Here is a 19,177-nt window from a genome sequence, read left to right as displayed (position 1 = left end):
TTAATATATTCAACAAAAAGGCTGTAAGTTAATTCTTACAGCCTTTTGTATATTTTGAGTAAAGTGAATTATACCAGATAGAAATCATTCAGTTTTTCTTCACAAAGTATTTTTACTACATCAATCCATCGGTCTTCATCATTCAGACATGGAATATAATGGAAATTTTCTCCTCCTCCGTGCATAAACTGTTCTTTACCTTCTACAGAAATTTCTTCCAAAGTTTCAAGACAGTCAGAAACGAATGCCGGACAGACTATAGCCAGATTTTTTATTCCTTTTTTACCAATTGTTTCCAGTGTTTCATCCGTGTAAGGTTCAATCCATTTGTCTTTTCCTAATCTTGACTGGAAAGAAACAATTGTTTTTTCTTTTGGTAAATCTAGTTTTTCAATAACACGCTGTGTCGTTGCATAACATTGATGACGATAACAAAATTGATGACTAGGATTATCTTCTCTGGAGCAGCAGTCATTAAGATTACAAGTCTTGGTAGGATCTGTTTTATAAATATGTCTTTCCGGAACCCCATGATACGAAAACTGAAGGGCATCAAAATTTTCAGGAAGTTTTTCTTTGATACTTTCTGCCAGACAGTTAATATAAATATCCCTGTTATAGAAAGGCTGGATATAATTGATTTTTACCTTTGGAAACTTCTTTTTTCTTACCTCTTCCGCCTTTTCAATCACCGTTTCGGTAGTACTCATCGCATATTGAGGATATAAAGGAAAAAGAACAATTTCCGTAACTCCTTGATCTACCAGTTTCTGAATGCCGGTTTCAATGCTGGGTTGTGCATATCTCATTCCTATTTCCACAGGAACATCTACCAGTTTTTGAAGCTTTTTCTGAATTTTTTCAGTGATGACAATCAAAGGAGAACCTTCATCTGTCCAAACGGTTTTATAAGCTTCAGCAGATTTGGCAGGTCTTGTTTTCAGGATGATTCCCTGTACAAGAAGGGCACGGAAGATCCAACGGTAATCGATTACTCTTTCATCCATCAAAAATTCATCAAGATATTCCTTTACATCGTTTACGGATGTTGATCTCGGTGATCCGAGGTTGACCAGTAAAATTCCTTTATTATTCAATATTCTATTTTTTAATTATGAAACAGATGTTGTAAAATCTGCTACTAATTTTGATACTTTAGCAAAGGTATTACTTTCCAGTAAGCCATTGCTGTCAAATTTGCCTTTTATTCCCTTTATTAATGTCTGATGTTTATCATTCGTTACCGCTCCAAGAGTCTTTAGAATCATTAATAATTCTTCATGTCCCTTTTCTCCACTGGCTGATGCGGTGATCACTGCAACGGGTTTTTCAGAAAAGACCGTTGTGGAAACACACCATTCCAACATGTTTTTTAATCTTCCGGGAATACTGAAAATATATTCCGGAGTGGAAAATATAACACCTTTCGAGTTTTTAATATCCTCTCTGATCTTCAGAACCTCATCCGGAATATTCTCATCCGTTATTGCAGTATCAAAATGGGGAAGAACAGAAAGATTATCATACATCTGAAAATCTGTATTTTCCATTTTTGCCAAAACCTGTTCCATCAGTTTCTGGTTGCTGGAATTCTCCGAAGCACTTCCAATAATAACTAAAATTTTCTTTTGGGAAGGCATTTTTAAACTCGATTATCCGTTTACCGCTTCTACTTTTTCTACTAGATCCGGAACGAATTGCTTTAAAATATTTTCAATTCCGTTTTTCAAAGTAGCCGTAGAACTTGGGCAGCCTGAACAAGCGCCCTGTAAAAGCATTTTTGCAGTTTTGCTCTCCTGGTCATATTCCATCAAGGAAATCTTTCCGCCATCATTTTCTACTGCAGGAGCCACATATTCATTTAAAATGTCAGAAATTTTCTGCTCATCTTCCGTGTAATCTCTGTTGATGATCTTTTCAACAGGGTTTTCGTGTTTCTGAGGTTCTATTTTAGAAATCTCGCCTCCATTTTGAAGATAGTCGGCAATAAGCGCACGAACAGTCATCATTACCTGATGCCATTCTACAGAATTGTCTCTGGTAACAGCTACAAAATTATCAGAAATGAAAACTTCTTTTGTGAATTCAAACTCTTTAAAGATAGCCTGTGCCAAAGGAACTTCCTCAGCAGCTTCACTTGATTTTACTTCCACAAAACCATCCATCAGTAATTTGTTTGAAACAAATTTCATTACATTAGGATTAGGAGTCATTTCAGCATAGATCTGATACATTTCTTTTTTCTTCTGAAGATAAATTCTTGGGTTGGCCAATAATTCATCCTCAATCACATTTTTCAGACTTTCAGCTACATGTTCCCATTCTATGGTATCCTGTTTTGCCACAGCTACAAAATTAGCCGTTATGAAAATTCTTTCTACAAACGGATAATTGAAAAGCTCTTGAGCCAAAGGAATTTCTGAAATATCTGAAGTTCTGTCCAACTCTAAAGACCCGGGAATGAGATTGTAATCTGCAACAAATTTCATTACTTTCGGGTTTTCGGTTGGTTCTATAAGTACGGTACGCATTTTTTCGTTAAATTTGAGATACAAAAATACGCATTAGAAGTTAGAAGCTGAAAATTGAGAGTTAGATTTTTGCTATCGCTGTAATTTAGAACTTAGATACCAGAGATTATAGGGCAGAAGATCATTATCTCAATTGGGCATATTTTCAAATTTTCAAATTAATATTATGGCACTTATAAAAGAACTTTTAGGAAAAGCACCACAGATCGGAGAGAACACTTTTTTAGCAGAAACCGCTACTATTATTGGTGATGTTACAATGGGAAGAGACTGCAGCGTTTGGTATAATGCTGTGATCAGAGGCGATGTTCATTATATAAAAATGGGTGACAAAGTAAATGTTCAGGATAATGCAATGCTGCATTGTACCTATCAGAAACATCCGTTGAATATCGGAAATAATGTTTCTATCGGACATAATGCAATTGTTCACGGGTGTACCATTAAAGATAATGTACTGATTGGGATGGGAGCTATTGTAATGGATGACTGTCTGGTGGAGGAAAATTCTATTGTAGGAGCAGGTTCTGTAGTAACCCAGGGTACTCATATCAAATCCGGAGAAGTCTGGGGTGGCGTTCCTGCGAAAAAGATCAAAGATATTAATGCTCAGCTATTAGAAGGAGAAGTTAACAGAATTGCTGATAACTATGTGAAATACTCATCATGGTATAAGGAAAATGTAAAAGATCATCAATTCTAGCTATTAAGTGAATAGTGAATAGTCAATTCGCTACGCTTGTCAATTTTGAAAGCTCACATTTCACTTGCGAAGCAAAATTCAAAATTAACCTTATAATAAATATAAAAAGCTCCGTCCTGAGACAGAGCTTTTTTCGATTTGATATAGAACCTTTGCTTTATTGTTAGTTAGTGTCTGGTGTGATCAGTCTGATCTTTCCATGAATACATTTCAAAGATGTAGGAGGGGTGATCATTACACAGTCAGACATGATATTATATTTTTCATTGAAAGCTTTTACTTTATCCGTATAATCATTCACTCTCTGTAGGAAAGCGGTTTCTATTTTCTTTGGATAAGCAATATATAGCTGAGGTCCGCCGCAGGATTTTGACCCCATGGGAGCAAATGCCCATTCACTGGCATCTGTACATTTTTCTCCGGACACTTCAGATTCAATAGAGGCTTTTAATCTATCGAGCTGTGCCTGCTCATATTTCTGACTGTCTTCGTCAGCAGGTCTGTCTGCGATATCAACAGGAAGATTGGTATTGGCGTTTTTTGATGTATTACAGGAAACAAGAGTTAATGTAGTACATAATACTATCACCGGGAAATGGAAGAATATTTTTTTCACAATAAACTTTTTTCTTTTTAAGAATTTTCAAAACTTATGCCAAGGTAAGAAATTCAAATTCATTTCCGTATTTTTGACAACGATGAACAATCATTTTTTTGACTTAATAGAATATACGAACAGAAGTGTTTTTCTGACTGGGAAAGCCGGAACAGGTAAAACAACGTTTCTCAATGATTTTGTAAGACGTACAAAGAAAAAACATATTGTAGTAGCCCCTACTGGAATTGCTGCAATCAATGCGGGAGGAGTTACCATTCATTCTATGTTTGGACTGCCGTTGAGAACTTTTCTTCCTACGACAGAAAGAATAGACACCAGTTTGGCTAATAATATTGCCGATCTGATGCCCCATTTTAAATACCGTAAAGATAAACTTAAACTTCTGAGAGAGGTTGAAATCATTATCATCGATGAGGTTTCAATGCTGAGAGCTGATGTTCTGGATATGATGGATTTTTCTTTGAGATTTATCAGAAGGAATAATCAAAGGTTTGGAGGGGTGCAGATGCTGTTCATTGGGGATTTGTTTCAGCTTCCGCCTGTGGTAAGGGATGAGCATATCCTGAAAATGTACTATAATTCACCTTTCTTTTTTGACAGCCATGCCATTAAGGAAATTCCGATTGTTACCATCGAACTGACAAAAGTTTACAGACAGTCTGATCAGGAATTTCTGGCGATTCTGAATGCTATCCGTGACGGTGATGTGGATAATATAGATTTTAACCACCTCAATGAAAGATATGATCCTGATTTTGACATGGGGAAAGAATCTTACGTATATCTGTGTTCTCACAATAAGATGGCTGATGAAATCAACTTGGAAAAATTAGCGGAAATCAAGGTAGATCCTCAGACTTATGAAGCTAAACTTGTAGGTGATTTTAAAGAAAACCAGTTTCCCAACGAACAGTTTTTAGAATTGAAAATTGGCGCTCAGATTATGTTTATCCGAAATGATATTTCAGGGGAAAAGAAATACTTCAACGGAAAACTAGGAGAGATTATTGGGTTGGATGAAAATGAAATTCGTGTTGTTCTGGACGAAAGCGAAAATGAAATTGTAGTTAAAAGAGAAACCTGGGAACAGAAAAAATATTTCCTTGATACCGATAAAAATATTCAGGAAGAAGTGTTGGGAAGTTTTGAACAATTTCCTATTAAACTTGCGTGGGCTGTAACAATCCACAAAAGTCAGGGACTGACATTTGATAAAGTTATTATTGATGCCGGAAAAAGTTTTACAGCCGGCCAGGTTTATGTGGCTTTATCCCGCTGCAGAACGTTGGAAGGAATTGTTTTAAAATCAAAAATTACCCCTGAAGTTATTTTCAAAGATAACAGGATTTTGCATTTTCATTCTGATACTATTGCCAACGACAATGTGGAAGCCATTCTGAATCAGGAAAAATATGACTACAGCATCAGGAAAGTACTTCGTACCCTTGATTGTACATGGTTTTTAAAAGAAGTAGAAGAGTGGAATAACCTGTCCATCGTAACCAAGAATATAGATCATGCCAAGACTAAACAGCTTTATCTTCAGTTGAAGCATGAAGCGGTAAATCTTGGAAAAATCTTTGAAAAGCTGGAAAGGATCATTTTCCAGAAAGTCAATAATTTCATTGAACAAAAGGAAGACTGGTCCGAGATTGAAAGTAAATCAAAAGGAGCCGTTAATTTCTTCTTTACAGAAACCAGAAACAAAATTTTTGATCCTTTGAAAGAATTTTATGCCGAAATAAAAGGAGCGAAAGGTTTAAAACAATATAACGAGGAATTCAAAAACTGGCTGGAAGACATTGAAGAATACCTGAATAGCTTAAGAGAAATTTATCTTCTGGAAACTAAACTTTTAGATGAAAAAAATGATAAAGAAATCAATCTGAAAATAGCTAAAGTTCCGTCTCAGGTTTTAACCTTTCAGTTATTTGAACAGGGAAAAACGATCGGAGAAATTGCACTGGAAAGAGGTTTGGTGAAAGAAACAGTCATTGGACATCTTGCTAAGTTTGCAGAACAGGGATTGCTGGATATTTCAAGAGTAATTACCTCAGATAAAATCAAAGCTTTTGAAGAAGAGTTTTACAAAAATCCACACGAAACATTGACTGAGTGGAAGAATGCATTGCCAAGCCATTTTGAATTCAATGAAATCAGGATTCTGATTAATCATTATAATTATAAAAAAGGGAAGAGTTCATAAGAATTCTTCCCTTTTTTGATAGTCACAAAAGTTCTTTAAAGTTAAGGGTACATCGCATTAATAGTATTGATATCCCCGGTGGTAAAGCCTGTTCTGTTATATGTAAAGCTTGAATTGTCTGCTCTTGTAATAGTTGGTAGTCCGTTTTTAGAGTAAGAAGTTGGCCAATACATCATCACAGAATTAATATTAAACGGTCCTATATCTGTCCCCGAGCTATAAATATTGAAATTATAAGACTGCCCGCTTTGGATATTATTCCACAGGATTTTTACGTATTGATCTCTGTCTTTACGCGTATGTTCGTGGTACAGTCCAACCGTATGACCCATTTCATGAATAACCGATCCTACAGAAATATATTGATCCAGAGAAACCGTCTGTTTTCCTCCCTGATATCCAATATGAGCCCAGCCATCTGATCCGGAAGAACTTCCAAAAATAAATTCAACATAATTGGTTTGGTTAGTACGTGGAATCCATTGAGTATTTGTTTTTGTATTGTACTCGTTCACGGCAGTTGTAATTTTATTAGCATTGATAGATCCCATGTTACTGGCAACAGTATAATAAATTTTACCGCTGGGCCACCTTGAATAGCTGGCGCCGCCTTTATTGAATTCGCTGCCTTCTGCAAGTTGTTTGTCGGTAAGAACAATGTCTCCCTGGAAAAAATTCATTCCGTTTTTTCTTTCATAAATAATTTCCTGGCCATTCAATTGTCCTTTTTTAACGTTTTTAACATTGAAGGCATTGGTTTCAGCTTCGGAGGCAATTTCCTCATTATTTTTACTGCAAGATGTTAATACTGCTGCAATAAGAAAACTCATAAAGACAGTTTTTCCTGTCAGAATCTGCCGATACAACAGACCGTTTGGTTTTTTGTTCATATTAAGGTTTTTTAAGATTAGGTATACGAATATAATAAATATTTCTCTTTTTATTGAATTATTACTGTTAAAGTATATAGATTTTAATGTATAAATAAAATCAGGCAAATAAAGTTTGAATGTCAATAGTTTTTCCCTGAACTGATCAATTGTTTTTATTAATTACAAAAAGTAACTAATGCAGTTTTTATGTTTTACATTTGTATGGTTTTTTTCGAGACCAAAGAAAAATTAGCATTTTAATATGAAAAATTTTGAAATTTCTGTTTTAGATCTTGCACCGGTAAAGCAAGGCAAAAGCATTCACGATACCTTTCAGGACAGCTTAACATTAGCTAATCACGCTGAAAATTTAAATTATAAAAGATTCTGGCTGGCAGAACACCACAATATGGAAAGTATTGCCAGTTCGGCAACTTCTGTTTTGATTGGATTTATAGCCAACGGAACGAAAACAATTAAAGTAGGTTCAGGAGGAGTTATGCTTCCCAACCACAGTTCTCTGATTATTGCCGAACAGTTCGGAACCCTGGAATCCCTTTTCCCCGGAAGAATAGATCTTGGAGTAGGAAGAGCGCCTGGAACTGACGGATTGACGGCTCAGGCTTTAGGAAGAAATCCAGCAATTATCAATGAACAGTTTCCAAGACAAATACTTGAGCTTCAAAGATATTTCTCAAAAGAAAATTCAGATGCGATGGTTCGTGCTATTCCTGGAGAAGGACTTGATATTCCAATTTATATTTTGGGATCAAGTACCGACAGTGCATGGCTGGCCGCAGAACTTGGTTTACCCTATGCCTTTGCGGGACATTTTGCTCCCGAGCAGATGGAAATGGCTTTTAAAATATACAGAGAACATTTTGAACCTTCAAAATATCTGGATAAACCTTATATCATTGCCTGTGTAAACGGGGTAGCAGCAGAAACTTCGCAGGAAGCTCATAAAATCTCTACCACTTTATTTCAGGCCTTCATCAATATCGTAAGAAATGATAGAAAACCTTTTGCTCCACCTGTTGATGATATGGACGAAATCTGGTCACCCATGGAGAAATCTATGGTTCTACAGAAACTGAGATATACTTTTATCGGAGATCAGGCTGAAGTTCAGGAAAAGCTTAAAGATTTTCAGGAAAGATTCCAGGTTGATGAACTGATGATCAATTCACATATTTATGATCATCAGAAAAGATTGAGGTCTTATGAGATTTTCAGAGAGGCAGCTAACTCTATCCAAAGCGTAATAAACCATTCATAATTAGTTGGCAGATGCTTATTTTTATGAGTATCTTTGCAAAAATAAAAAGTAAAAATGTCCGATATTAAATTAAATACTATTCCAGAGGCTATTGAAGACCTTAAAAATGGTAAAATAATCATAGTAGTAGATGATGAAGACAGAGAAAATGAAGGAGATTTTCTTTGCGCAGCAGAGCTAACAACGCCGGAAATTATCAATTTTATGGCTCTTCACGGAAGAGGGCTTATCTGTATGCCGCTTCCTGAAAAAAGATGTGATGAGCTTGGGCTTGAAGTGATGGTAAGCAGAAGCAGCGATCCTAAAGAAACGGCTTTCACCGTATCAGTTGACCTTTTAGGAAACGGAACATCTACCGGAATTTCTGCAGGTGACAGAGCAAAAACAATTTTAGCACTGATGGATGAAAAATCCAAACCTACAGATTTTATGAGACCTGGCCATATTTTCCCGCTTCGTGCAAGAAAAGGTGGAGTATTGAAAAGAGCCGGACATACTGAAGCTGCCATTGATCTTACCCATTTATCAGGTTTGAAAGAAGGTGGAGTAATCTGTGAGATCATGAATGAAGATGGTACAATGTCCCGTCTGCCTGAGCTTCATGCATTCGCTCAGAAGCATGATATGAAGATCGTTTCTATTGAAGATCTGATCCATTATCAGCTTAAAAAAGGAAATCTGGTTGAAAGACTTGAGGAGAAAAAAGTAAAAACGCACTACGGTGAGTTTGATTTTTATGCTTTCAGAGAAACTTCCAATGATCAGATCCACTTTGCCCTGACAAAAGGAACATGGACAGTAGATGAGCCGGTTTTGGTGAGAGTACAATCTTCAGATTCTTATTTTGATGTGCTGACAAGATTGAACAACGGTGAAAAACCATTATTGGAAAAAGTAACCGGTATGGTAAATGAAGCAGGAAAAGGAGCTATTATTTTCATCAATAACGTTTCTAACTCTGAAAATACACTGAGAAAACTTCAGCAGTTCCTGAACTATCAGGACGGGCAGGAGCAGCATCCTACTTTGGCGTACAATTACAGAGATTACGGAATTGGAACGCAGATCTTAAAGAATTTAGGAATCAACAAGTTCAAAGTAATCACTCAAAATCCTAATATCAAACCTCAGGTTGGAGGATATGATGTAGAAGTTACTGAGATGGTACAACTATAATAAATGAATCGCCAACAATAATTTTTGGCTGTTTACCATATAAAAAAGGTTTAGAATTTTCTAAACCTTTTTTATATGGTAACGAACTGAATATAGTTCTTTATTTTAATGCAATTCCATCAAAATTTCTGAAACCATTTAAGAAATCTTTCACAGTCATTCTTTTTTTACCTTCCAGCTGAAGTTCCAGAGGATAATAAATTCCGTCCTGGGTATAGACTTTAAATTCATTCTTTGAAATATCTAAAGTTCCTGCCGGTTTCCCATGGTCAGAAAGTTCAAATTTACCGCCGAATATTTTTAATCCTTTTTCTTCGTTTTCAATTTTTAAAGTAGTGAAAGCAGCAGGGTAGGGAGACATTCCCAGAATAAACTGATGAACGGTTTTTGAAGGTTGATCCCATTTGATTCTTGTATCTTCCTTAAAAATTTTATAGGCGTTTTTAGGATGTTCTACCTCTGGCTGAGGTTTTTCTTCAATAGCATTTTCAGCCAGACCATCTAATGTTTTAACGACTAATCCTGCACCCATTTCCATGAGTCTGTCGTGAAGGCTTCCTGCATTTTCGTCAGGTAAAATTTCTATTTCCTGTTGAAGAAGAATATTCCCTTCATCAATTTTTTCATTAATAAAGAAGGTTGTTGCTCCTGATTTTTCTTCACCGTTGATTACAGCATAGTTGATGGGAGCAGCTCCTCTATAATCCGGAAGTAAAGATGCATGAAGATTGAAGGTACCCATTTTAGGCATTTCAAAAAGAACTTTAGGCATCATTCTGAAAGCCACAACTACAAAAACATCGGCATCTAGTTTTCTAAGTTCTTCCAAAAACTCAGGATTTCTCAACTTTTCCGGCTGAAAAACAGGAATATTGTTTTCCTCTGCATAGACTTTTACAGGAGATTGGTGTATTTTCTGCCCTCGTCCACTTGCTTTATCAGCTACAGTTACAACACCTACCACCTGATGGTGAGATTGATGGATTGCCTCCAAAGAAGTTTTTGCAAACTCTGGAGTCCCTAAAAAAACGACTTTCAATGATTTCATACTGCAAAGATAAGTTTTTGATCTGAGAGTCGAAGGGTGTTAGAGTCTGAGGATAGTAGAGTTTTAGAGATAGGATGAGTATATTTTATCTTTTAATTTAAAATCATTCTATGCTTATTATTACTCATTATTAATGATTGAGTTCATAAGTTCTGAAATTCAGCATTCTTACCTTTCCGGAATCTAAAAGGAAAATAAGGTTTTCTAAGATGTTCTCTTTAGAATGATAACTCAGTTGTATAGAAAGCTCTTCAATGGTTGCTGGCTTTTTAGCTAATAAATTAATGATCTGCTGAGAAATATTCTTACCAAACATGGACTGTTTATTTTTTTCACAGACAGAACACTGGCCACAGTTTTTTGAATTTTTTTCACCAAAATAGGCCAGGATGAGTTTCATTTTACAGTATTCATTATTTTCTGAGTAAAACTTCATCTCTTCCCATTTCTGGATTTTGTTTCTTTGAATATGTTCAAATAATTTCCAATAAGAACTATTGACTGCTCTTTCATCGCGGGGTTTCAGGAATTTAATACTGGAAAGTGCCCCGTCGATATATTCAAGATAATTCTTTTGCTGCAGCTCCTTAAGACGTTCTTTGATTAAAGGGACACTGACATTGATTTTATTGCTTACCTGTTGCTCACTGAACATTACTTTGTGGGTAGTGATACCGGATACAGTACGGAAAAGAAGCTCTATGAAATGCGCATCTTTTTGTGGTAACTGATCTATTTCATCAGCCTTGATAAAAAGTTCAAGCGAAGACAGGCTTTTGTTTTCGTTGTAGTAGATAATTTCCTGGTTGTGCAGAAAATTGAGTATGTTGTTGATTTTTGCTTTCGACAGTTTTGTGAAATTTTGTATACCAAGAGTATTCAGCTGAAATGTTTTTTCAGGAAGCTCAAATTCTGCCACCTGAAAAATAGAGTAGAGGTAGCTGATGATCTTTAAAAACTCTGCTTTGTTGGGAGTTTGATTTTTTAATATCTGATCAAAATTCAGCAGTTCCTGTTTATTCCAAAGCATAAAGGCAAAACTGTCTTTTCCATCTCTTCCGGCTCTTCCGATTTCCTGGTAATAGTTTTCCAGAGAGGCGGCAGGAGAATAGTGGATTACAAACCGTACATTGTCTTTGTCAATACCCATCCCAAAGGCATTGGTAGAAATAAGGACATGATTGTCACTGTTGTTCCAAAGATTCTGTCTGGTGTTTTTTTCTTTGGTCGTTAAGCCTGCATGAAAATAATCTACATTTTTCAGTTGATTTTTTTTCAGAAATTCTGCCAGCAGTTCAGCTTCTTTTCTGGTTCTTACATATACAATTCCAGAATCGTTGCTGTATTTTAAAATATCAAAAACACGTTGGAATTTATCAGATACTTCATCTGTAAATATTTTGATATTTTCTCTTTTGAAGCTTTTTTGGAAAACATAAGGCTTCTTCAGTTCTAGCTTATTTTTGATTTCTTCCAAAACTTTTGGTGTTGCCGTTGCAGTCAAAGCAAGGCACGGTATCTCAGGATTATTACTTCTGAATCCTTTGATATTCTGATAACTTGGCCTGAAATCCTGTCCCCATTCTGAAATACAGTGAGCTTCATCAACTGCAATAAAGGATAACTGAATTTCCTGCATGTTCTGAATAAACTGAGTATTGGTAAGTCTTTCAGGAGAAACATAAAGTAATTTGGTAAGACCTTCTTTACAGCGGTCGTAAATTGCTTCAGCATCATATTCATCCAGCTCAGAAGAAAGATATTCTGCTTCTATGCCACGGGATTTAAGCTGATTTACCTGGTCTTTCATTAATGCAAGTAAAGGAGAAACTACCAGGCATGTTCCTTCTTTCAGTAAGGCAGGCAATTGGTAGCATAGTGATTTTCCTGCTCCTGTGGGTAACAGAACCAGAGTATCTTTTTCATTAATGACAGCATTAATAATTTCTTCCTGAGCATCTCTGAAATCAGTATAACCCCAGAAATATTTAAGGGTATCATATTTTAGTTTTTGAAAATCCTGCGGCGAAATCATATTGTAAAAATAAGGAAAGTATTAGGACAAAAAAAGTCACGCCAGGCGTGACTTTCATATAATATAAGTAAGTTTATTATTTAGCTTCGAAGTATACTCTTCTGTTGGCTCTGTTTTTCCATTCAGGGCACTTTGTTGCTGGCTCACACTCAGGGTATTTAAGGTCTTTTTCACCTTTTCCTATTGACTGTAGTTTACCTGTCTGAACACCGTTTTTGATCAGATAGTTCTTAACGTTGTTTGCTCTTCTTTCAGATAATTTTTGGTTGTAAGCGTCAGTACCTCTTGTATCAGTCGCTCCGATTACATTATAAGAACCCGTTGAAGAATTAATATAGTTTACAGCATTATTTAGGATTGGAGTGTTTGAAGGTAAAATTCTGTCAGAATTTAAATCAAATTCGATTCCTTCCAATTTAGTTTCTGTTTCTACTACAGGTCCTGTTGTTGCTACAGGACATCCGTTGTTTTCAACAGGTCCGGGAACTGTTACACACTTATCGTAAAGATCGATTACACCATCAAGGTCAGTATCAAGTGCAACTCCGGCACCGTCCACTCTTGCCCCTGCAGGAGTATCAAGTTGTCTGTCCCAATCGTCGCATACTCCGTCGTTATCAGCATCTCCTTTTTTACATACTTCGATATCCTGGTTTTTATTAGCCAGTACATCCAGTTTGTAATAGATTTCCTGAAGTGGATCATGCCACATTAGATGAGATTCATGTTTTCCTAATTTCAATGAAATACCTAAAGTAGCATTGAAGAAGTTGTCAGAAACCTGCTCTTCACGCTTGTTGATTGCGCTGTACTTATCTCCACCACCATCAAATTCATCATCACCGGTTACAACATACATTAATCTACCTTCAATGTCAATTCTTCTGTTCACTTTGAATTTCAGACCTGTACCAGCCTGCATGAACATAGAACCTAATTGGAAAGGCTTAATTTCAGTCACTAAACTTTGTCTGTTATTACCGTCTTTCTGGTATGCTCTGTATGCAATAGTACCAATACCAGCATATCCATGAAGCGCCCATCTGTAAGGGGAGTGGTTATCAACTCTTCTTAATAAGTTAGAAAAATTAATATCTCCTAAGATTGAGATTGCATCATACTGAGTTCTTGCTCCTACTGCTGATGCATCTGGTGCTGCATTTTTAGTATTGAACCATCCTTGTCTGGTTTCACCTTTGTCGTATTGTAAATTGATTCCGAAAGCATGAGTAATTGCTTTGTCAATACTTACGTAAGCTGAATATCCAAAAAGGTTCTTACCGTTACCATTTTTGATTGAAGTCAAATCTCCTGACTGAATAAGTGGAACACCCACCCCGGCAGAAATAGACCAATCATTAAATCTTTTAGATTGATTGGTGAAAGGGGAAACATTAGCAGATCCCGAAGAAAATGTATTAGGATACTCTCCTTTTGAAACTGCCGTTGAGTCTTGCGCATAAGTGGCAGAAGGAATTGCCAAAGCCAATGCAACAATTGCTAAACTTAATTTCATAGTGTTATTTTTTTAAGTTAAGTTATTTTAAATGATTTTTTACGCTAAAAAGCGGTTTTATGTTATTTTTTTTCAAATCAAACTGGTTGATTTTTAATGTGTTTCATACCGCTATCCTGAAAATAATGATAAAGGTAGGTAAAATAATTCGTAGTAGAAAAAAAATAAACCGAAAAGAGCAATTCTTTTCGGTTTTGGTTATTATGAAAATTATTTCTTATTTTTCTTAGCAGGTACCTTTTTTACCGCTTTTTTTACAGGAGCATCTTCATAGTCTTTCTTTTTGATAGCATCCCATTCTGATGTTTCTATAAATCTTACTGTAACTTTTCTGTCTGCCATTCTTTCAGCATCTGAAGCTGATGCAGGGATTACTGCTTCTGCAGAACCTACTCCTCTTGATTTCAGTACATTTTGATTGATACCTCTGCTTTCCAAAGCTCCTACCGCAGCAGCAGCTCTTTCTTTAGACAGTCTTAGGTTGTAAGCTGCATTTCCTTTGATATCTGTATGTCCTGTCAACAGGTAGTTACCTCCGTTTTCTTTAATAATTGAAGCTGCAAGATCTAACTTCTCATTAGATTCAGGTCTGATAGTCGCTTTATTAAAGTTGAAGTAAATATCTTTAAGGGCTCTCTCTACTTCTACAGCGGTTTCTTTATTGTCTTTTTTAGCAATAGGACATCCGTTGTTTTCAACAGGTCCAGGAACCGTTACACACTTGTCGTAAAGATCAATTACACCGTCAAGGTCGGTATCAAGTGCAACTCCGGCACCGTCCACTCTTGCCCCTGCAGGAGTATCAAGCTGTCTGTCCCAATCATCACATACTCCGTCGTTATCAGCATCTCCTTTTTTACATACTTCAACATCCTGGTTTTTATTAGCCAAAACATCCAGTTTGTAATAGATTTCCTGAAGTGGGTCATGCCACATTAGATGAGATTCATGTTTTCCTAATTTGAAAGAAACACCTAAAGTAGCATTGAAGAAGTTGTCAGAAACCTGCTCCTCACGCTTGTTGATTGCGCTGTATTTATCTCCACCTCCATCAAATTCATCATCACCGGTTACAACATACATTAATCTACCTTCAATGTCAATTCTTCTGTTCACTTTGAATTTCAGACCTGAACCAGCCTGCATGAACATAGAACCTAATTGGAAAGGCTTAATTTCAGTCACTAAGCTTTGTCTGTTATTACCGTCTTTCTGGTATGCTCTGTATGCAATAGTACCAATACCAGCATATCCATGAAGCGCCCATCTGTAAGGGGAGTGGTTATCAACTCTTCTTAATAAATTAGAAAAATTAATATCTCCTAAGATTGAGATTGCATCATACTGAGTTCTTGCTCCTACTGCTGATGCATCTGGTGCTGCATTTTTAGTATTGAACCATCCCTGTCTGGTTTCACCTCTGTCGTATTGTAAATTGATTCCGAAAGCGTGGGTAATTGCTTTGTCAATACTTACGTAAGCTGAATATCCAAAAAGGTTCTTACCATTACCATTTTTGATTGAAGTCAAATCTCCTGACTGAATAAGGGGAACACCTACTCCGGCAGAAATAGACCAATCATTAAATCTTTTGGATTGGTTGGTAAATGGGGTAACATTAGCAGATCCTGAAGAAAATGTATTGGGGTATTCTCCATTTGAAACTGCCGTTGAGTCTTGTGCATAAGTGGCAGAAGGAATTGCCAAAGCCAATGCAACAATTGCTAAACTTAATTTCATCGTGTATTATTATTTGATTTCTTTTTAGAAAAAGAAGTTTATTTTTTTAAATTATTTAATTGGGCATCCATTGTTTTCAACAGGTCCCGGAACTGTAACACATTTATCATACAGGTCAATAACTCCGTCCAGATCCATATCCAAAGCAACTCCGGCACCATCTACTCTTGCTCCTGCAGGAGTATCAAGCTGTCTGTCCCAGTCATCACATACTCCATCATTATCAGCATCTCCTTTTTCGCAAACAACAAGATCTGTTGATGCATTTTCAAGAACGCTGGTTCTGTAATATGCTTCCTGAAGTGGGTCATGCCATGCAAGGTGTGATAACTGTTTTCCCAGTTTGAAAGATAAACCTAAACTTACAGTCCATGCATTGTCTGATCTTCTGGCATTCAGCATATTATATTTGGAGTTTTTTGATGCAGGATCATAATCGTTAGGATCTGCCCATCCGCCACCATCAAATTCATCATCTCCACTTATTATATACATGGTTCTTGCTTCCACATCAATAAGTTTTGAAACATTATATTTAAGACCAATACCTCCCTGATAAAAGAAAGAGTTGATATCAAAATCTTGTTTAATGAATAGAGGAACTCTTTTCGGACTATTACTCCATCTGAATTCATCATTGTCATGCAACGATGTTCTGAATCCTTGGATACCAATTCCTAAATAACCATGGAACGCCCATCTGTAAGGAGAGTGATTGTCTACTCTTCTGAATAAGTTTGAGAAGTTAACATCTCCTAATAAAGACACCTGATCAAATTGTGTAGTTGCTGTGCCTAAACCAGCCACTTGACCTGCTGCGCCAGGAAGCTGTCCTGTCTGTTTCGTCTCTCCTCTCATATACATAACGCTTAGAGCGAATGCATGTGTGATTTGTTTGTCTACGCTTACATAGGCATTGTATCCCCAATTGGTCTTATCCTTGCGGATAGATTTTAAATCGGAGTGAACCATAAATGCAGGGCCTCCTCCAACAGAAATAGACCAGTCTCTGAAGCGTCTGGCTTTATTGTCGAAAGTTTGTACATTAGCGGAGCCTGAGGAGAATGTATTAGGATACTCTGTGGAAGAGTTTACTGTAGTGCTGCTGTTCTGTGCGAAAGCTGCAATTGGCAATGTCGTAGCCAATAATAATAAACCTAATTTCATACAATATGTTTTATGTTTTAAATAAAATCTTTTAATAATACTCTGGAAAAATCCCTTTCAAAAAGATGTTTTTTATGAGGGATTTCTAATCTTTCTGATTGAAAATTTAATTCATTATACTTAATGATATCAATGTCTATTATCCTGTCAGTATAGCCTCCGGATACTTTTGAATCATTAATTCTTCCCATCTCAACTTCTATATTCTTAATACAATCAAGCAGTTGAATTGGTGAAAGAGGTGTGAATATTATTGCTGCAATATTACAAAAAATATTGGAACTGGCAAATTCTACGGGCTCGGACATTAAATATTCGCTGGTTTGTGAGATGTGATTTCCAGCATCTTTTAGCTTCTCTAATGCAAGCTCTACATTTTTTTTTTGCTCTCCTAAGTTACTTCCTAGTAACAAAACGACCTTATGCTGCGACATATTAGAAAATTGATTGATTTATGAGAAGTTTCTTTAAAAATGTTTTGGCAAATATAGTAGCAATTGTCATACTTTGCGCTTTATTTTTCATCTTTTTCATTATGATGCTTGTGTTCAGTTCTATGGGGAATGATAAGTCTGTGGTGGTGAAAAAGAACTCGGTCCTTACGATTAATTTAAAGACAAATATAATCGATAGTCCTACTGAAGAGGAGATGGGATTGTTTGGTATAGGTGCCCAAAATAAAAGTGTACTCTTATATGATGCATTGGAGGCTATTAATAAGGCTAAGACCGATGATAATATTAAAGGGATCAGTATTGAAGCAGATTATCTGAATGCAGGATTGACTCAGATTGATGATCTTAGAAATGCTATTGAAGATTTTAAGAAGAGCGGAAAATTTGTGTATGCTTACGGAAACGGAGTATCACAGTCTGCTTATTATTTAGGATCGGTGGCGGATAAATATTATCTTCATCCGGCAGGAGGTATTGAACTGAAAGGTCTTTCTACTGAAGTTACTTTCTTTAAGGATTTTGCTGATAAATATGGTATCGGAATTGAAGTAATCCGTCACGGTAAATTCAAATCTGCAGTAGAACCTTTTTTAAGAAATGATATTTCTCCGGAAAATAAAGAGCAGCTAAGCACTCTTTTGAATGATCTTTGGAAAAATACTTCCAATAAAATGGCTGCTTCGAGAAAAATTGATACGGCTCAGTTCAGAACAATTACAGACAGTTTATACGGAATGATTCCTGATCAGAGCTTAAAATACAGACTTGCAGATAAGCTTATTCAGAAATCGGAATATGAAGATCTTCTTAAGACCAAGCTGAATGTAAAAGATAAGGAAAAACTTAATAAAATTTCTCTGACAAGCTATATCAGTTCTTATGCTGATGAAGATAAATCTGGTGAAAAAATAGCTGTACTTTATGCTTCAGGATCTATCAACAACGGAGATGAGTATAATGATATTCATTCTGAGAAATATGTGAAGTATATCAAAAAACTTCAGGATGATGATAAAGTAAAGGCAGTAGTTTTCAGAATTAATTCTCCTGGAGGAAGTGCCAATGCTTCAGATGAGATTTTATTTGAATTGCAGCAATTGAAAAAGAAAAAGCCATTGGTAGTTTCTTTCGGAGATTATGCGGCTTCAGGAGGATATTATGTTGCCATGGCAGCTGATAAGATTTATTCAGAGCCTAATACACTTACCGGTTCTATCGGAGTATTTGGGGTAATGCCTTATTATAAAGATATTGCAAATAAAAACGGAATTCGTGCGGATATTGTTTCTACGAATGCGAACTCTATGTATTATTCAGGGTTAAACGGAGTAACTCCTTATGGGGTAAATATGATGACGAGAAGTGTGGAAGGTACTTATAAAAGATTTGTATATTTTGTAACTCAGAACAGAAAGAAAACTTTTGAGCAGATTGATAATGTTGGTGGAGGTAGAGTATGGAGTGGAGTTCGTGCCAAAGAGATTGGTTTAGTAGATGAACTTGGTACTTTGAATGATGCAGTGAAATTTGCCGCTCAAAAAGCAGGACTGAAGTCTTACCAGATAGATGCTTTCCCTAAGAGAATGTCACCATTTGAGCAAATCTTCAAAGATCTGAATGAAGAGGATGTTTCTGCCAGAATTATCAAGAACAAGATTGGTAAATCCAACTATGAGATTCTACAACAGATTACAGACAAAAAACTACAGTCTGAGGTGAAAATGGAAATGCCTTACCAGATCAGAATCAACAACTAACTAAATTTTATATTGTATACAAAAATCCCGGATCTGAAATTTCAGATCCGGGATTTTATTTTTTATCAGTTGA

16 protein-coding genes are annotated in these 19,177 nt (G+C 36.1%); 5 read left to right on the top strand and 11 right to left on the bottom strand.

The annotated features are described in order from the left end of the window. Positions 1-68: 68 nt before the first annotated feature. From hemH to FW780_RS10200, 3 genes are read right to left on the bottom strand one after another with little or no spacing between them, the layout of a single operon-like run. A complete protein-coding gene (gene hemH / locus FW780_RS10210; protein WP_149833483.1) occupies positions 69-1,097 on the bottom strand; it encodes a ferrochelatase in 1,029 nt (342 codons plus the stop codon). A gap of 15 nt (positions 1,098-1,112) precedes the next feature. After that, the gene (locus tag FW780_RS10205; protein WP_149833482.1) at positions 1,113-1,640 is read right to left on the bottom strand and encodes an NADPH-dependent FMN reductase; all 528 of its coding nucleotides are present in this window, start codon (positions 1,638-1,640) and stop codon (positions 1,113-1,115) included. A gap of 12 nt (positions 1,641-1,652) precedes the next feature. After that, on the bottom strand, positions 1,653-2,531 hold the full coding sequence (locus FW780_RS10200) for a NifU family protein (protein ID WP_149833481.1): 879 nt from the start codon (positions 2,529-2,531) through the stop codon (positions 1,653-1,655). Between the two features lie 166 nt (positions 2,532-2,697). Here FW780_RS10200 and FW780_RS10195 point away from each other — a divergent pair, with 166 nt between their 5' ends. Then, complete coding sequence (locus tag FW780_RS10195; protein WP_047378983.1) at positions 2,698-3,234, top strand: gamma carbonic anhydrase family protein; 537 nt, start codon at positions 2,698-2,700, stop codon at positions 3,232-3,234. A gap of 163 nt (positions 3,235-3,397) precedes the next feature. Here the strand turns inward: FW780_RS10195 and FW780_RS10190 are convergent, their stop codons facing one another. After that, entirely contained in the window at positions 3,398-3,850 is a 453-nt protein-coding gene (locus tag FW780_RS10190) for a 2-hydroxyacyl-CoA dehydratase (protein WP_149833480.1), read from the bottom strand. Positions 3,851-3,932: 82 nt separating this feature from the next. Here FW780_RS10190 and FW780_RS10185 point away from each other — a divergent pair, with 82 nt between their 5' ends. After that, positions 3,933-6,059, top strand: a complete 2,127-nt coding sequence (locus tag FW780_RS10185) for a helix-turn-helix domain-containing protein (RefSeq protein WP_149833479.1) — start codon at positions 3,933-3,935, stop codon at positions 6,057-6,059. Positions 6,060-6,100: 41 nt separating this feature from the next. On the opposite strand, the gene FW780_RS10180 is transcribed toward FW780_RS10185, so the two are convergent. Beyond that, entirely contained in the window at positions 6,101-6,949 is an 849-nt protein-coding gene (locus tag FW780_RS10180; RefSeq protein ID WP_149833478.1) for a M12 family metallopeptidase, read from the bottom strand. 244 nt (positions 6,950-7,193) lie between these two features. Between FW780_RS10180 and FW780_RS10175 the strand changes: the two genes are divergently transcribed. Together FW780_RS10175 and ribB are read left to right on the top strand one after the other, a co-directional pair. Continuing rightward, on the top strand, positions 7,194-8,210 hold the full coding sequence (locus FW780_RS10175) for an LLM class flavin-dependent oxidoreductase (protein WP_149833477.1): 1,017 nt from the start codon (positions 7,194-7,196) through the stop codon (positions 8,208-8,210). Positions 8,211-8,264: 54 nt separating this feature from the next. Next, positions 8,265-9,386 (top strand): 3,4-dihydroxy-2-butanone-4-phosphate synthase, encoded by a 1,122-nt coding sequence (gene ribB / locus FW780_RS10170; RefSeq protein WP_149833476.1) that lies wholly within the window; start codon positions 8,265-8,267, stop codon positions 9,384-9,386. Positions 9,387-9,486: 100 nt separating this feature from the next. Here ribB and fmt read toward each other — a convergent pair whose 3' ends face one another. From fmt to folK, 6 genes are all read right to left on the bottom strand, one after another. Continuing rightward, positions 9,487-10,434, bottom strand: a complete 948-nt coding sequence (gene fmt / locus FW780_RS10165; RefSeq protein ID WP_149833475.1) for a methionyl-tRNA formyltransferase — start codon at positions 10,432-10,434, stop codon at positions 9,487-9,489. A 130-nt stretch (positions 10,435-10,564) separates the two neighbouring features. Next, a complete protein-coding gene (locus FW780_RS10160; protein WP_149833474.1) occupies positions 10,565-12,469 on the bottom strand; it encodes a RecQ family ATP-dependent DNA helicase in 1,905 nt (634 codons plus the stop codon). Between the two features lie 76 nt (positions 12,470-12,545). Then, positions 12,546-13,985 carry an OmpA family protein gene (locus tag FW780_RS10155; RefSeq protein WP_149833473.1) on the bottom strand — a complete coding sequence of 480 codons (1,440 nt, stop codon included), beginning with the start codon at positions 13,983-13,985 and terminating at the stop codon, positions 12,546-12,548. Positions 13,986-14,195: 210 nt separating this feature from the next. After that, entirely contained in the window at positions 14,196-15,725 is a 1,530-nt protein-coding gene (locus tag FW780_RS10150) for an OmpA family protein (RefSeq protein ID WP_149833472.1), read from the bottom strand. Positions 15,726-15,776: 51 nt separating this feature from the next. Further along, on the bottom strand, positions 15,777-16,892 hold the full coding sequence (locus FW780_RS10145) for an OmpA family protein (protein WP_149833471.1): 1,116 nt from the start codon (positions 16,890-16,892) through the stop codon (positions 15,777-15,779). 17 nt (positions 16,893-16,909) lie between these two features. After that, positions 16,910-17,326 (bottom strand): 2-amino-4-hydroxy-6-hydroxymethyldihydropteridine diphosphokinase, encoded by a 417-nt coding sequence (folK, locus tag FW780_RS10140; protein WP_149833470.1) that lies wholly within the window; start codon positions 17,324-17,326, stop codon positions 16,910-16,912. Positions 17,327-17,346: 20 nt separating this feature from the next. Here folK and sppA point away from each other — a divergent pair, with 20 nt between their 5' ends. After that, positions 17,347-19,104, top strand: a complete 1,758-nt coding sequence (sppA, locus tag FW780_RS10135) for a signal peptide peptidase SppA (protein ID WP_149833469.1) — start codon at positions 17,347-17,349, stop codon at positions 19,102-19,104. The last annotated feature ends 73 nt before the right edge of the window (positions 19,105-19,177 follow it).

It is taken from the genome of Chryseobacterium sediminis, from assembly GCF_008386505.1.
GTDB classification, from domain to species: domain Bacteria; phylum Bacteroidota; class Bacteroidia; order Flavobacteriales; family Weeksellaceae; genus Chryseobacterium; species Chryseobacterium sediminis.
The sequence above is the reverse complement of the archived record's forward strand: the minus strand, read 5'-3'. Positions and strand labels throughout refer to the sequence as shown.